The sequence below is a fragment of the Stenotrophomonas sp. PI_27 genome, assembly GCF_027854495.1.
Taxonomy (GTDB): domain Bacteria; phylum Pseudomonadota; class Gammaproteobacteria; order Xanthomonadales; family Xanthomonadaceae; genus Stenotrophomonas; species Stenotrophomonas pavanii.
The window spans coordinates 178,645-192,385 of the sequence record NZ_JAJNOF010000005.1 but is presented as its reverse complement, the minus strand read 5'-3'; the positions used below and the strand labels follow the sequence as shown (position 1 = coordinate 192,385).

Here is a 13,741-nt window from a genome sequence, read left to right as displayed (position 1 = left end):
CCCCACTTTCTTGCCACGTACCGCAAAAAAAAGCCGGAGCAGCGTACTGCCCCGGCTTCGGCGACTCAGCGGAAGCAGCCGCTAAGAACGATCAGGCTGCCTTCATGGCGTGCTTTCGAGCACGCATCACGTTGTGGCATTCCTGCACTTCCGGCAGCAGCTGGGTCACTTCCTGGCGCACCGCCGGCGGAAGCTCGTTGTCCTGCAGCACGTCCTTGAACGCGCCCAGCAGGCGGTCTTCGGATTCTTCCAGCTCGGCCACGTAGCCATAGTTGGTGTCACCGAAGGCGGCGCGGACCTTGCCATAGAACTGCTGCATGGAACCCACCACGGTGCCGTGTTCGGCCGGCTTGCCACCGCTGGCGGCAACCGAACCGCTCAGTGCGGCGACGATGCGGCCCTTGACCCCGGCGATGCGGGTGAACAGCGCCGACAGCTCGGCATCCTTCACCTTGGTAGCAGCCTCTTCGTAGAACGACTTGCCGTCACGAGCGATTTCGATCAGGTCGTTGAGGCGATGTTCGATGGTGGACTGGGTGCTCATGGCGTTGCTCCTGTTTCGTCGTTTCGGGGGAGAAAAGCAGCCTCGACTGCGCTGCCTGTGGGGTCACTGTGGACAGGCCCATGTGGTTCGCGGGTGAGCAGCGATTGATGCGCAGATCACTTCACCCAACCCGGACTGACTGCTTCACGTCAGAGCGGCATGCCGTTCACGGCGCGTGCCCGCGCAGCCTCACCAGGGAATGAACAGGATGATCAGGACGATCACCAGCACGGCGGCGAGCGCCGCCAGGAGGATGTTGCGCTGGCGTCCACTGGGCTTGGGTTTACCGGGAGTATTCATGCCTACCTGCCTGTAGCTACGGATGACCCCGGCAGCTTGATGAATCCGCGCCCGTGCTCCCGTGCAGAACGCGTGCAGGCGACGTGCACGTCGCCAGCGCCGGTGTCGATTCCCGGCCCGCCCGTTCGTCGGACCATGAAAGCCTTGCCGACCCGAGCGTGTACCCATGCTTCCCGTGCTCACCGCCTTTGCCAACTCCCCCGACCGCGGCCAGGGCCTGGCCCGGGACATGCGCGTGCGCTGGGCACTGGAGGAACTGGAGGTGCCCTACGACGTGCACCTGCTCACCTTTGCTGAGCTGAAGCAGCCCGCGCACCTGGCCAGGCATCCATTCGGGCAGATTCCGACGTGGCAGGAGGGCAGCCAGACCCTGTTCGAATCCGGCGCCATCGTCCTGCACCTGGCCGAACGGCACGCCGGCCTGCTGCCACGCGAGCCCGACGCCCGCACGCGCGCGATCATGTGGCTGTTCGCCGCGCTGAACACGGTGGAGCCGCCGATTGTCGAACGCTCCATGGCCTGGGTACTGGAGCGCGAACAGCCATGGTACGCACAGCGGCTGCCGATGCTCGATGAGCGGGTCCGGACCCGGCTGGCGCAGCTGTCGACGTGGTTGGCCAGGAGCCCATGGCTGGACGGCGAATTCAGTGTGGGTGACCTGATGATGGTCTCGGTACTGCTGCGGCTGAACAGCAGCGGGCTGCTCGACCCGTACCCACAGGTGGCCGCCTACGCGGACCGGGCGACGCAGCGGCCCGCCTACCAGCGGGCCTTCGCCGCGCAGCTGGCGGTGTTCCAGAACGCCTAGCGCTGCGCCCCGCGTCGAGGCATCACTGCAGCCTGCGCCGGCACGCCGCCTGCACCAGCATCAACTGCGCCATCAGAATCAGCATCGCACAGCCCGACAGCAGCCAGGGGTCGATGTACCACTGCTCGTTGAAGCGGAAGTCGCCCGCGGAAATGCGCTTCCAGCCGTTGAAGTGCTGCATCGCGGCCACCACGAAGGCGAACGCGCCGCTGGTGTACGACAGCCAGGGCACCACGATGCCGCCCGGTCGCGCGAACAGCGTCAGCACGCCCACAATGCCGATCACCGTGCGCTGCACCCGGCAGTAGGGGCAGACATAGGCCATCCCGCTCCATTCCACCGCCCAGGCGAGCAGACTGACCAGCACGGCTGCGGCTGCGGCGGTGTACAGGGCCCTGGGCGCGATCGTCATGCCTGCATCATCTGCCATGCCGCGGTTCAGTCCTTCTTGAAGACCGTGCGCTTGCCGATGGGGCTGCTCTTGCGCGCCGTCGGCCGGGCCAGGCCGGGAATGAGGAAGTCGGTGACCTTGTGACCCTTCTGCACCTTGGACGCCAGCCATCGCGGCATGCGGCCACGTCCGGACCAGGTGAGCCGCTTGTACTCCGGATCGCGGTACTTGGCCGCCACCTTGCCGGTCCTGCGCCGCGCGGGCTTGGCGCCGGGTGCGGGCGCGTCGACCGCCGCTGCGCCGAACAGTTCGTCCAGGGTATAGCCGGCTTCGGCAGCGGCGGCCTTCAGCATCCGCCGCACCGCAGCGGCCGGACGGCGACGGGAAATAAGCTGTTTCCGCTGTTCGGCGGCAACCACCAGGGCACCCAGCTCGCGAAGGCTGAGCGATTCGATATCGATCGTCATGCAGGAAAGGTCCACCGGGGGCGTGGTGGCTGTCAAGACACGGCGACGGCCGCCTGCACACAGGCTTCACCGGACGTGGGCTCCGATCGCCTTCGCCAGCCATCCTCAGAGGACCTCGACGTGAGCCACGCATCGCATTCGCTTGCCTATCTGCTTGCGCGCATCCTGCTGATGGCGCTGTTCCTCGTCTCCGGGCTGGGCAAGCTGGGTGATCTCAGTGGCACCCAGGGCTACATGGAAGCCATGGGTGTGCCCGGCATCCTGCTATGGCCGACCATTGCCTTCGAGATCGGCAGTGGCCTGTGCATCCTGCTCGGCTTCCAGACCCGGCTGGTGTCGATCATGCTGGCAGGTTTCAGCCTGGTCACCGCCGCCATCTTCCACCACAACCTCGCCGACCCGACCCAGCAGATCATGTTCCTGAAGAACCTGGGCCTGGCCGGTGGATTCCTGCTGCTGGCCTGCACCGGTGCAGGGCGCTACAGCGTGGATGGGCGCGGTCGGCGCGCGCAGCGGTAACAGCAGCGGCACCTCAGGCGTTGCGCGCAGGGCGGCGCGCAGCGCTGCCTGCAATGGACTCGGTCGCGGTGATCGCCGCGACGCCGGACGCTCCCAACTCCCAACAGCGAGGAACCTGAAATGGCTACGGTTACCACCCGAGACGGTGTCGAGATCTTCTACAAGGATTGGGGTCCGCGTGACGCCAAGGTCATTCATTTCCATCACGGCTGGCCACTTACCTCCGACGACTGGGACGCGCAGATGCTGTTCTTCGTCAACAAGGGATACCGCGTGGTCGCGCACGACCGCCGCGGGCATGGGCGCTCCAGCCAGGTGTCGGATGGCCATGACATGGATCACTACGCCGACGATGTTGCGGCCGTGGTCGAGACACTGGGCACCCAGGGAGCGATGCATGTCGGCCATTCCACCGGCGGTGGCCAGGTGGTCCGCTACATCGCACGCCACGGCGAGAAGAATGTGTCCAAGGCCGTGCTGATCAGCTCGGTGCCACCGTTGATGGTCAAGACTGCAGCAAATCCGCAGGGCACGCCCAAGGCCGTCTTCGACGATTTCCAGGCGCAACTGGCGGCCAACCGTGCGCAGTTCTACCACGATGTGCCGGCAGGCCCGTTCTATGGTTACAACCGCCCGGGCGCGAAGCCCTCGGACGCGGTGATCTGGAACTGGTGGCGACAGGGCATGCAGGGCTCGGCGAAGGCGCACTACGACGGCATCGTTGCCTTCTCGCAGACCGATTTCACCGAAGACCTGAAAGGCATTTCCATTCCCGTCCTGGTGATCCATGGCGACGATGACCAGGTGGTGCCATACGCCGACTCCGGCGTTCTTTCCGCAAAGCTGGTAAAGAACGGCAAGCTGATCACCTACGAAGGTGCACCGCACGGCATTCCGACCACGCACGCGGACCGGATCAACGCCGACCTGCTGGCCTTCCTGGAAAGCTGATCGAAGATGTCCGGGAAGGGCGTCGGCCTTTCCCGGACGCCGGCGGCGCGCACCTCTCCGATCTGCGGAGCCTGCAGCAGCATTCTTAATTCTTCAGCATTGGATCGCGCGCGCTTCGTGCCATGCGAGCGGCAAAGCAGCATGATGGGCGGCCATACAAAACCAGGGCGATCGTTCATCTTCATGCGTGACATCGGACAGTTCTACGTAATCAGCGTCGAGGGAGTGACGCGGGCAGACGGCACACTCCTGCAGGTCACCCGGATCGATTGCTCATGCATCAGGTGTTCCCGGCAGTTCAGGGCCATCCCCAACCATGGTCTTGTCGATCTCGACGGTGCGGCCGCGCTCAGCTGCCCCACCTGCGGCAATCACCAGTCTGTCAGCCGCGCACGGCTCGAAGAACTCAGCCAACGCAACGGCGAATAGCCCGCGCTCCATGTACTCCGCGGCGTCGACACGCCCGATATCCGTTGGACCCGTGCAGGGTTCGCGGGTTCGGCCGCGGCAGATCATTGCCCCATGCAACGGGAATTCACTTGCTTTTTACAACGCGCGCCTTTTCCTGCGGATCCGCATCCAGAGCGCTCTGCCTGCATCCAGCGACCTCGCCCACGCGTATGTAGGATGCCCGCGCCTTGCGGGCATCCCATAAAGGAACGCGCCGTGAAAGCTCTTCAGCGGATAGCCGCTACCGTAAGCTTCGCCGTACTCGTTTCAGCCACGTCCACGAGCTTCGCCGCCAATACCGTGATGGTCGGCGGCGCCGAGATGTATCCCACCAAGACCATTGTCCAGAACGCCATCAACTCCAAGGACCACACGACCCTGGTCGCTGCGGTCAAGGCGGCCGGCCTGGTCGACACGCTCAATGGAGCCGGCCCCTTCACCGTTTTCGCGCCAACCAATGCAGCCTTCGACAAGCTTCCCGCAGGTACCGTTGATACGCTGGTGAAGCCCGAAAACAAGGCGCAACTGACCAAGATCCTGACCTACCATGTTGTACCGGGCAACTACAGTGCTGCGCAGCTGCTGGCCGACGCCAGGAAGCACGGCGGCAAGGCCACGCTGAAGACCGTTGAAGGTGAACCGCTCACGGTCGCCCTGCATGACGGCAAGCTGTGGGTCATCGATGCCAAGGGTGGCAAGGCCGGCATCAGCATTGCCGATGTTGGCCAGTCCAATGGCGTGATCCATGTGATCGATACGGTGTTGATGCCGAAGTAGGTGCAGGCAGCGGGAAGACGGCATGGCGGCAGTCGCGCTGCGGCTGCCGCTGCTGCCGTGCAGGCATGCCGTTGGCCGTCAGAAGAAGATGCCCGCTTGTTCGACAGTTGCGAGTGGATTGGCCTTCCGCACCGCCTCCAGGAACAACAGGAAATCGCGGTTGAACAGTGTCAGGTTGGTGGTGAAGCGCACACTGCGCCTGCCCGACGCGCTGCTGAAATCCACCTGCCAGACATAGCGTCCGTAGATGACGTCGGAGGTTCGCCTGACCGCAATGATCTGCGTGAGAGGAACCGCCGTGGGCACCGCGCCCCGCTGCAGATAGAACGCCTCTGCATCAAAGAAGTAGTGCTCACGATCCTCTTTCCCGTCGATCATGACCAGGGTCATGGACCGCTTGGAGATTCGGCGCGGAGCGCTCACCTGCACCCCTGATGCCAATGCGGCACGGGCGTGCCGTGCGCCGCGTCGATGGATAAACACGATCGCCGCCAGCGGAAGCGCCGCGAGGACACTGAAGCCTGCCGTCTTCAGAACAACGTCCAGTGTATGCGGCACATGAACCTCCCGGATGATCTTCAGCGCGCGTGCCCTGGCCGGCGTCGTGCACACGCACCGGCAGCCGCTGCAGGCTGTGGCTGTCACGACGTGCCAGTGAAACCACCGTGCAAGCGCTGACGTTTCCGGGCGGTACGAAAAAAGCGCCGGGGTGGAGCCTGAGTGCCAATTTCTTGGTGGGCCCACCAGGATTCGAACCTGGAACCAAGGGATTATGAGTCCCCTGCTCTAACCGTTGAGCTATAGGCCCCGCGCAGCGTCACAGTGTAGTGGAGCCTGCGCTCGATCGGCTACCCGGCAGCAGCAAGAACCTCGGCAACGCGCCCCAACCGCCTCTCCGCCACTTCCGCAAACCACGCCTGCCGCCGCAGGTGTGCCTGAAACAATGCCACCGTCCTTCTGGCCTCTTCAAGCGCCTTCTGGTTGTCGCCCCTGAATCCGGCAAGCAATCCAGCACTCGGCTGCGTCAGCAACGCCAGTGTTGCTCGGCGGGCGAATCCGAGGGGGTCATCGCGCTCATCACGCATTACATCGTCCCAGTCCAACAACGGCGGGAAGTTGCAGTCACGTGCATCCGATCCATCCCTGCCGCATGCATCGACAACCATCTTCAGTTCCATACGCACTCTCCTACGATTTGTCGAACCTGTTGCGCCTCCTGTTGAGAGAGGCGACCGGGTGCTTCAACACGGTCGTAGGGCCGCCCGCAGCTTTCCCCCATGCAGGGTCTTGTATGGCTGCGCGCCACCCGGCCAGAAACGCTTGGACTCACCGGGATGACGAGTGATGCGGTTTGACCTTGGATTGCCTGCTGTTGCGGCAGACAGTCCGCCTACGAAGGTGTGTTGAGCACCTGAAGGGGACTGTGTGGAAGCGAAGGTAGTGGCTTCAATTGGCGAATGCGACATGGTCCATACCAATCACACACAGCAGGAAGCTCACAGCATTGAGCCACTTGGGATTTGCGCTGGATGGTCTCCTCCTTTGCAGCACAGTCCTCAACAATCCTCAGGCCAGTTGCGTCACAAGGTGCGGCAAGCAACCGTCACTCGTTGAGAAGATCTTCCGGATACGTCATCGCGAACAGCAGCCGAGCATGGCTCGGCTCTACAGAAAGCGCAGGCATCCGGAAAAGAAAAACCCCGCACCAGGCGGGGTTTCTCAACGCTGCAACAACCGCTGGAAATCAATCGATATCCAGGAAGCTGCGCAGCTGCTCCGAGCGGCTCGGGTGACGCAGCTTGCGCAGCGCCTTCGCTTCGATCTGGCGGATGCGCTCGCGGGTCACGTCGAACTGCTTGCCGACCTCTTCCAGCGTGTGGTCGGTATTCATGTCGATGCCGAAGCGCATGCGCAGCACCTTGGCTTCCCTCGGGGTGAGGCCGGCCAGCACGTCGCGCACGGTTTCAGACAGGTTGATGTTGGTGGTGTTCTCGATCGGGGACTCCACGTTGGTGTCCTCGATGAAGTCGCCCAGATGGGAATCCTCGTCGTCGCCGATCGGGGTTTCCATCGAGATCGGCTCCTTGGCGATCTTCATCACCTTGCGGATCTTGTCTTCCGGCATGTCCATTTCCTTGGCCAGCTCCTCCGGCGTAGCCTCGCGGCCGTACTGCTGGAGCATCTGGCGGGAAATGCGGTTCAACTTGTTGATCGTCTCGATCATGTGCACCGGAATACGGATGGTGCGCGCCTGGTCGGCGATCGAGCGGGTGATCGCCTGGCGGATCCACCAGGTGGCGTAGGTCGAGAACTTGTAACCGCGGCGGTATTCGAACTTGTCCACCGCCTTCATCAGGCCGATGTTGCCTTCTTGGATCAGGTCAAGGAACTGCAGGCCACGGTTGGTGTACTTCTTGGCGATCGAGATCACCAGGCGCAGGTTGGCCTCGACCATTTCCTTCTTGGCCTTGCGCGCCTTGGCTTCACCGTAGGCCATGGCACGGCTGATTTCCTTCAGCTCTTCCAGGTCCAGCTGGGTCAGCTTCTCGATGTCGATCGTCGCCTGCTGTTCGGCAATGATCTGGTCCTTCACGTCGCGCAGGGCCGACGACCACTTCTGCTTGCGCTTCAGTGCATCTTCCACCCATTCCAGGTTGGTCTGGTTGCCTTCCCAGGAACGGATGAAGTCCTTGCGCGGCATGCGGGCGGTGACGGTGGCCAGGTTCAGCACGCGGCGCTCATGGGCCTTGATCGAAGCCATGGTGTCGCGCAGCTGCTTGGTCAGCACGTCGGTCAGCGGCAGCGGCAGCTTCAGGGTGACGAACACCGCCGACATCTCTTCGCGCAGGCGCGGCAGGTTCTTCTTGTCGCCCTTGGTCGCCGCCTTCTTGAAGGCGTTGAAGGCGTCGCTCAGCGCCTGCATGCGCGCAGCGACTTCCTCCGGATCCGGACCGGTCGGTGCGGCTTCTTCCTCGCCACCCTCGACATCATCGTCCTCGTCTTCGTCGGCTTCGGCATCGGCATCGCTGCTGTCATCGGCAGCGGCCACCGGCGGCGCCGGCTCTTCGTCGACCAGATCGTTGAAGCCGACGATCACTTCGGCCAGACGCTTCTTGCCTTCCTTGTGGGCTTCGTAGTCGTTCAGCAGCGACTCGACCGAAACCGGGAACTGGCCGAGGGCGGCCTGGACCTGCGAAAGGCCTTCCTCGATGCGCTTGGCGATGGCGATTTCGCCTTCGCGGGTCAGCAGCTCGACGGTGCCCATTTCGCGCATGTACATGCGCACCGGGTCGGTGGTACGGCCACCTTCGGTGTCGAGCGCGCTCAGCGCAGCGGCGGCTTCTTCGGCCGCGGTGTCATCGACTTCGCGGTTGCCGGTGTTGCCGTCGTTGAGAAGCAGGGTCTCCACATCCGGCGCAACTTCATGGACATCGATGCCCATGCCGTTGATCATGCCGATGATGTCTTCGATCTGTTCCGGGTCGACCATGTCGTCCGGCAGATGGTCATTGACTTCGGCGTAGGTCAGGTAGCCCTGTTCCAGGCCCTTGCTGATCAGTTGCTTGATTTCGGATTGGGCAGGACGTTCGTTGGCCATGTAGTGCTCGCGCCACCGGCTGGGTAGGAAATAGGGAACGTAGCATTATACCAGCCCGGGGCCCCGCCTGCCGAGCGGTGGTCCCGCAGGCTCAGGGCCGGAGAAGGAAGGTCACAGGACCGTCATTGACCAGGCTGACGACCATATGGGCACCAAACCGGCCCGTTTCCACCCCTGGCGCGTGATTTTCACGACAGATCCCGACAAATCGATTGAACCCGCGTTCAGCCTCGTCCGGCGGCGCGGCGGTGGTGAAGCTGGGCCGCATGCCCGATCGGGTGTCGGCGGCCAGGGTGAACTGGCTGACCAGCAGCAGGCCGCCGCCGGTATCACGCAGCGAGCGGTTCATCTTCCCGGCCTCGTCGGCGAACACCCGGTAGCCCAGCAGGCGCTCGGCCATGCGCTGCAGCTGGGCCTCGCTGTCGCCCGGCTCCATGCCGACCAGGGCCAGCAGGCCGGGCCCGATCTGCCCCACCACCTCCTGGTCCACATGGACGGCGGCCTGGCTGACGCGCTGGATCAGGATGAGCATGGTGGTTTCCGGATGAACAGGGCCGGCCACGATAGCAGCGCCCTTGGCTAAACTGGCGCCGATGAATCCGCACCGCAAAGCCCGGCTGGTCTACCGCGCCACCACCCTGTTCGCCCGCCTGCCCTGGCCGCTGCTGCGGGCGTTCGCGCGCGCCCTGGCATGGACATGGGTCCGTCTCAATGCCCGGGAGAGCCGCGTTACCCGGCGCAACCTCGAACTGGCCTACCCGGAGCTGGACGGTCCCGCGCGCGACCGCCTGCACCGCGAGCTGCTGCGCTCGACCGCCCTGCAGGCGATCGAGACCCTGCGCCTGTGGAGCCGGAAGCCGGCCGACAACCTGCGCCTGCACCTGCAGCAGCGCCACGGCGAAGCCCTGTACGACGCAGCCCTGGCCAGCGGCAAGGGCGTGATCGTGGCCGCCCCGCACTTCGGCAACTGGGAGCTGCTGAACCAGTGGCTGGCCTCGCGCGGGCAGATCGCCATCGTCTACAAGCCGCCGGAGGACGAAGCCAGCGACGCCTTCCTGCAGCTGGTGCGCGGCGGCCAGAACGTGCAGCAGGTGCGCGCCGAGGGCCCGGCCGTGCGCCAGTTGTTCAAGGTACTCAAGGAGGGCGGCGCCACCGGCATCCTGCCCGACCAGCAGCCCAAGGCCGGCGATGGCGTATTCGTGCCGTTCTTCGGCGTGCAGGCGCTGACCATGACCCTGGTCAACCGCCTGGCCGAGCGCACCGGCGCCACCGTGCTGTATGGCTGGTGCGAGCGCATCGGGCCGGACATGGAATTCGCCCTGCACATCGAGCCGACCGACCCGGCCGTGGCCGACCCGGACCCGCAGGTGGCCGCCACCGCGCTCAATGCCGGCATCGAGCGCATCGCCCGTCGCGACCCGGCGCAGTACCAGTGGACCTACAAGCGCTACACGCTGCGGCCCCCGGGCAGCGGCGAGGAAGACCCGTACGCGACCGAAGAACATCCGCATTGACGGCTATCCGGTCGCCTGCGACCGGCGGCCGCACCACGTTGAATACGACGCCGCTGCCCCCATAGAGACTGCGATGTCCGCCTCCCCCGGTCCTGCCATGACTGCTGCCTCTTCCCTGTTCGGCGACCCCGCCGCGATCCGCTGCGAACGCGCGGTGGCCGAACTGCGTGCCGGTCGCCCGGTGCTGCTCCACGACGGCCAGGGCCAGCGCCTGGCCGTGATCGCGCTGGACAGCGCCACGGCCAGCAGCTTCGCCGCGTTCGCCAGTGCTGCACGCCAACGCCATTACCTGTTCCTGACCGCCACCCGTGCCCGCGTGCTCGGCGTGGAGGCTCCGCAGGGCGCACGCCTGCCCTTGGCCGGCGTCGCCTTCGATGCCCTGCCCTCGCTGGGCTACCTGCGCGAACCCGGCCCGATGCCCGAAGACTGGAGTGCCGGCGACGCCTTCGATGCCGGCGCGGTGGAGCTGGCCCGCCTGGGCCTGCTGCTGCCGGCGATGGTGGCGGTGCGCCTGGATGCGGAGGACACGACCTTTGCGGGTGCGGCCGAAGTGGCGTTGTGCGACCTGGCCGAGGGCGCGGCACACGCCGCCCACGATTACGAACTGGTCGCCCGTTCGCCGGTGCCGCTGCGCGATGTCGGCATGACCACCTTCGCGGTGTTCCGCGGCGGCGTGGCCCAGCGCGACCAGGTCGCGATCATCGTCGGCGAACCGGACCTGTCGACAGTGGTGCCGGTACGCGTGCACTCCTCATGCCTGACCGGCGACCTGTTCGGTTCACTCAAGTGCGACTGCGGCGACCAGCTGCGGCGTGGCCTGCGCAAACTGAAGGAACTGGGCGGCGGCGTGCTGCTGTACCTGGACCAGGAAGGCCGCGGCACCGGCATCGCGGCCAAGATGCGCGCCTACGGCTACCAGCACGACGGCCTGGACACCATCGATGCCGATGCGCAGCTGGGCTTCGGCGCCGACGAGCGCCGCTACGGCAGTGCGGTGGCGATGCTGCACGGCCTGGGCATTTCGCGCGTGGCCCTGCTCAGCAACAATCCGACCAAGGCACAGCGGCTGCGCAACGCCGGCATCGAGGTGCTGGACTGCATTCCGGTCACCGGCGAGATCACTGCCGAGAACGAGCACTACCTGCGTACCAAGGCCGATCGTGCAGGCCATCTGCTGGATGTTGACGCGCTGATCCAGGCTGCCCAGTAACGCAGCCGACCTGCTACCGTCTGCGCGGTGCGGCCAGCGCCGCCACCGCCCGCCCTGCCGCCTGACGGAGCCTGCGTGACCGACGTCGCCCCTACCGCCCCACCCACCGATGCCTGGCAGTCGCTGCCGCAACGCGCCGCGCGCCTGGCCGCACTGGAAGGCGCATTCGGCGGCGCGTTCGTGCCGGGCCTGCCACTGGCCGCAGCTGGCTGGTTCTTCGATCTGCCAGGCGGCCTATGGACCGCCGTGATCGGTCTGCTGGCGGGCATCGCCTTCGGCGCATGGCTCGGCCGCCGGCGACTGACCCGCACCCGCTGGCGGCTGGATGCCCAGGGGCTGGGCCTGCGCCGCGACCTGATGTGGCAGCTGGAAACCCGCATTCCCATTTCGCGCGTGCAGCACCTGGACCTGCGCAGGGGCCCGTTGGAACGCCGCGCCGGCCTGGCCACGCTGATCGTGCACACCGCCGGTACCCGCATGAGTGCGGTGACTGTCAGCGGCCTGGATGAAGTCGATGCCGAACGCCTGCGCGACACGCTTTCGCACCAGCTGGACCAGGACGCCGACGCCCTGTGAGCCTGCCACCGCCCCTGCCCGCATCGCTGCCTGACGGTGGCGAAGACCATCGCCTGCACCCGTGGTCGTGGCTGTTCGTGCTGCTGATGCAACTGCGCCACTACTTCCTGCCACTGGTGGCACTGCTGGTGTTCGGCCAGCGCGGCGACCGCGATCCGATGTGGGCACAGCTGATCCCGTTGTCGGCGATTGCCGCGCTGGTGCTGGTCTCGGTGCTGCAGTACCTCAGCTACCGCTACCGCATCGGCAGCGACGCGATCACCGTGCGCAGCGGACTGCTGGCGCGCAACCGCCGCGAGATCCCGTTCGCCCGCATCCACAACGTGGAAGTGCGGCAGAACCCGCTGCACCGGCTGTTCGGCGTGGCCGAGCTGCGCCTGGAGTCGGCTGGCGGCGTGCGTCCGGAAGCGGAAATGCGGGTGCTGAAGCTGGACCAGGCGCTGGCGCTGGAACGTCTCGTGCGCCAGCGTGGGCAGGCACCGCAGGCCGCCGACGCTGTCGCCACGCCTGCGGACACCGCGGCCGGCACCGAACACGTCCTGCTGCGCCTGTCGGGCTGGGACGTGGTGCGCATGGGCCTGCTTTCCAACCGCGGCTGGGCGCTGGCGGTCGCCGCCTTCGGCGTGCTGTTCCAGACCGTGCCGCGCCCGGTGATGGACGCGGCCATCCAGCGTGGCGGCCGCGAGGCATTCGGTTATGCCAGCCACCTGCACCCCGGCGTGGCCGGCGCTTTCCTGCTGCTGGCAGCGGCCCTGCTGCTGGGCTGGCTGGGGCTGCGCCTGCTGTCGGTGGTGCTGACCCTGCTGCGCTATCACGGCTTCACCCTCAGCGAGCAGGATCGCCGGCTGACCGTCTCGGCCGGCCTGCTCAGCCGCACCCGCAGCAGTGTTGCGCGACGCCGCATCCAGGCCTGGACACTGCGCGAAACCACCCTGCATCGCTGGTTCGGACTGCGCCAGCTGCGCATCGACAGCGCTGCCGGCGGCCCCTCGCGCGACGAGGATCGCGCCCTGCGCGAGCTGGCGCCGCTGGCCCCCCGCGAGCACTGCACGCAGCTGGTGCGGCACCTGCTGCCCCGGCTGCAGTGGCCGCCGGCGCAGTGGCAGTCCATCCCGCAGCGTGGATGGTGGCGGCTGTGCCTGGGCGCGCTGGTGCTGGTCCCCCTGCTGGCTGTCGCGGGCTATTGGCGCTGGGGAACGTGGGGCCTGCTGGTGCTGGCCTGGCTGCCGGTGGCGCTGCTGGTCGCGCACCGGCAGATGGCGCGCATGGGCTGGTACCTGGATGACCACTACGTAGCCGTGCGCGGCGGCTGGTGGAAGCGCTGGTGGCGCTGGGCCGAACTGGACAAGGTGCAGGGCCTGCGCCTGCGGCGCTCACCGCTGGACAAGCTGCTGGGTACCAGCAGCCTGCAACTGGATACCGCCGGCGCGCATGGCGATGTGGCGCTCACCCTGCACTACCTGCCGCGGGCGCAGGCGCACCAGGTGATGGAGCAGCTGGCCGCAGCGCTGGCGCGGCGCACGCTGCGCTGGTAAGCAATACAGGCAGTGCCGGCCGCTGGCCGGCAACCGCAGACATTGCCGAGGTTGCCGGCCAGCGGCCGGCCCTACCGCGAGCGGAGTCGTGCATCCACGCA

The 13,741-nt window shown here is 66.1% G+C and carries 16 protein-coding genes and 1 tRNA gene; 9 read left to right on the top strand and 8 right to left on the bottom strand.

The annotated features are described in order from the left end of the window. Positions 1-91 precede the first annotated feature (91 nt). Positions 92-544, bottom strand: coding sequence for a PA2169 family four-helix-bundle protein (locus tag LRM18_RS08610; RefSeq protein WP_014648535.1), 453 nt, complete (start codon positions 542-544; stop codon positions 92-94). 466 nt (positions 545-1,010) lie between these two features. Here LRM18_RS08610 and LRM18_RS08605 point away from each other — a divergent pair, with 466 nt between their 5' ends. After that, positions 1,011-1,652 (top strand): glutathione S-transferase family protein, encoded by a 642-nt coding sequence (locus LRM18_RS08605; protein WP_049471009.1) that lies wholly within the window; start codon positions 1,011-1,013, stop codon positions 1,650-1,652. A gap of 22 nt (positions 1,653-1,674) precedes the next feature. Here the strand turns inward: LRM18_RS08605 and LRM18_RS08600 are convergent, their stop codons facing one another. Together LRM18_RS08600 and LRM18_RS08595 are read right to left on the bottom strand one after the other, a co-directional pair. Then, entirely contained in the window at positions 1,675-2,082 is a 408-nt protein-coding gene (locus tag LRM18_RS08600; protein WP_049471007.1) for a hypothetical protein, read from the bottom strand. An 8-nt stretch (positions 2,083-2,090) separates the two neighbouring features. Next, positions 2,091-2,510, bottom strand: a complete 420-nt coding sequence (locus LRM18_RS08595; RefSeq protein WP_270953532.1) for an H-NS histone family protein — start codon at positions 2,508-2,510, stop codon at positions 2,091-2,093. Positions 2,511-2,630: 120 nt separating this feature from the next. Between LRM18_RS08595 and LRM18_RS08590 the strand changes: the two genes are divergently transcribed. The 4 genes from LRM18_RS08590 to LRM18_RS08575 all read left to right on the top strand — a co-directional run bounded on the left by LRM18_RS08590 (position 2,631) and on the right by LRM18_RS08575 (position 5,207). Further along, positions 2,631-3,029, top strand: a complete 399-nt coding sequence (locus LRM18_RS08590; protein ID WP_270953530.1) for a DoxX family protein — start codon at positions 2,631-2,633, stop codon at positions 3,027-3,029. A gap of 120 nt (positions 3,030-3,149) precedes the next feature. Beyond that, positions 3,150-3,980: an alpha/beta hydrolase gene (locus LRM18_RS08585; RefSeq protein WP_049471000.1), complete on the top strand. Its 831-nt coding sequence runs from the start codon at positions 3,150-3,152 to the stop codon at positions 3,978-3,980. 6 nt (positions 3,981-3,986) lie between these two features. Then, on the top strand, positions 3,987-4,409 hold the full coding sequence (locus LRM18_RS08580) for a hypothetical protein (protein ID WP_270953527.1): 423 nt from the start codon (positions 3,987-3,989) through the stop codon (positions 4,407-4,409). A 324-nt stretch (positions 4,410-4,733) separates the two neighbouring features. Next, on the top strand, positions 4,734-5,207 hold the full coding sequence (locus LRM18_RS08575) for a fasciclin domain-containing protein (protein WP_223224773.1): 474 nt from the start codon (positions 4,734-4,736) through the stop codon (positions 5,205-5,207). A 78-nt stretch (positions 5,208-5,285) separates the two neighbouring features. Here LRM18_RS08575 and LRM18_RS08570 read toward each other — a convergent pair whose 3' ends face one another. The 5 genes from LRM18_RS08570 to dtd form a co-directional block, all read right to left on the bottom strand. Continuing rightward, complete coding sequence (locus LRM18_RS08570; protein ID WP_270953525.1) at positions 5,286-5,819, bottom strand: hypothetical protein; 534 nt, start codon at positions 5,817-5,819, stop codon at positions 5,286-5,288. Between the two features lie 120 nt (positions 5,820-5,939). Next, positions 5,940-6,015, bottom strand: a tRNA-Ile gene (locus LRM18_RS08565). A 40-nt stretch (positions 6,016-6,055) separates the two neighbouring features. Further along, positions 6,056-6,385 (bottom strand): hypothetical protein, encoded by a 330-nt coding sequence (locus tag LRM18_RS08560; RefSeq protein WP_223224756.1) that lies wholly within the window; start codon positions 6,383-6,385, stop codon positions 6,056-6,058. A gap of 566 nt (positions 6,386-6,951) precedes the next feature. Further along, positions 6,952-8,805 (bottom strand): RNA polymerase sigma factor RpoD, encoded by a 1,854-nt coding sequence (rpoD, locus tag LRM18_RS08555; RefSeq protein ID WP_049470997.1) that lies wholly within the window; start codon positions 8,803-8,805, stop codon positions 6,952-6,954. 91 nt (positions 8,806-8,896) lie between these two features. Next, positions 8,897-9,337, bottom strand: coding sequence for a D-aminoacyl-tRNA deacylase (gene dtd / locus LRM18_RS08550; protein WP_057493876.1), 441 nt, complete (start codon positions 9,335-9,337; stop codon positions 8,897-8,899). A gap of 61 nt (positions 9,338-9,398) precedes the next feature. Between dtd and LRM18_RS08545 the strand changes: the two genes are divergently transcribed. The 4 genes from LRM18_RS08545 to LRM18_RS08530 all read left to right on the top strand — a co-directional run bounded on the left by LRM18_RS08545 (position 9,399) and on the right by LRM18_RS08530 (position 13,640). After that, a complete protein-coding gene (locus LRM18_RS08545) occupies positions 9,399-10,319 on the top strand; it encodes a lauroyl acyltransferase (RefSeq protein ID WP_053505329.1) in 921 nt (306 codons plus the stop codon). A 73-nt stretch (positions 10,320-10,392) separates the two neighbouring features. Further along, on the top strand, positions 10,393-11,529 hold the full coding sequence (ribA, locus tag LRM18_RS08540; protein WP_270953520.1) for a GTP cyclohydrolase II RibA: 1,137 nt from the start codon (positions 10,393-10,395) through the stop codon (positions 11,527-11,529). A gap of 75 nt (positions 11,530-11,604) precedes the next feature. Beyond that, positions 11,605-12,105, top strand: a complete 501-nt coding sequence (locus tag LRM18_RS08535) for a PH domain-containing protein (RefSeq protein WP_057493874.1) — start codon at positions 11,605-11,607, stop codon at positions 12,103-12,105. Beyond that, positions 12,102-13,640, top strand: a complete 1,539-nt coding sequence (locus LRM18_RS08530; RefSeq protein ID WP_053461509.1) for a PH domain-containing protein — start codon at positions 12,102-12,104, stop codon at positions 13,638-13,640. The genes LRM18_RS08535 and LRM18_RS08530 overlap by 4 nt, the downstream gene beginning before the upstream one ends. Positions 13,641-13,741 lie beyond the last annotated feature (101 nt).

Bases quoted from the DNA above. Each gene is read 5' to 3' on its own strand.
- LRM18_RS08610 (WP_014648535.1), bottom strand. From the start codon at position 544: ATGAGCACCCAGTCCACCATCGAACATCGCCTCAACGACCTGATCGAA.
- LRM18_RS08605 (WP_049471009.1), top strand. From the start codon at position 1,011: ATGCTTCCCGTGCTCACCGCCTTTGCCAACTCCCCCGACCGCGGCCAG.
- LRM18_RS08600 (WP_049471007.1), bottom strand. From the start codon at position 2,082: ATGGCAGATGATGCAGGCATGACGATCGCGCCCAGGGCCCTGTACACC.
- LRM18_RS08595 (WP_270953532.1), bottom strand. From the start codon at position 2,510: ATGACGATCGATATCGAATCGCTCAGCCTTCGCGAGCTGGGTGCCCTG.
- LRM18_RS08585 (WP_049471000.1), top strand. From the start codon at position 3,150: ATGGCTACGGTTACCACCCGAGACGGTGTCGAGATCTTCTACAAGGAT.
- LRM18_RS08580 (WP_270953527.1), top strand. From the start codon at position 3,987: ATGTCCGGGAAGGGCGTCGGCCTTTCCCGGACGCCGGCGGCGCGCACC.
- LRM18_RS08575 (WP_223224773.1), top strand. From the start codon at position 4,734: ATGGTCGGCGGCGCCGAGATGTATCCCACCAAGACCATTGTCCAGAAC.
- LRM18_RS08560 (WP_223224756.1), bottom strand. From the start codon at position 6,385: ATGGAACTGAAGATGGTTGTCGATGCATGCGGCAGGGATGGATCGGAT.
- rpoD (WP_049470997.1), bottom strand. From the start codon at position 8,805: ATGGCCAACGAACGTCCTGCCCAATCCGAAATCAAGCAACTGATCAGC.
- dtd (WP_057493876.1), bottom strand. From the start codon at position 9,337: ATGCTCATCCTGATCCAGCGCGTCAGCCAGGCCGCCGTCCATGTGGAC.
- LRM18_RS08545 (WP_053505329.1), top strand. From the start codon at position 9,399: ATGAATCCGCACCGCAAAGCCCGGCTGGTCTACCGCGCCACCACCCTG.
- ribA (WP_270953520.1), top strand. From the start codon at position 10,393: ATGTCCGCCTCCCCCGGTCCTGCCATGACTGCTGCCTCTTCCCTGTTC.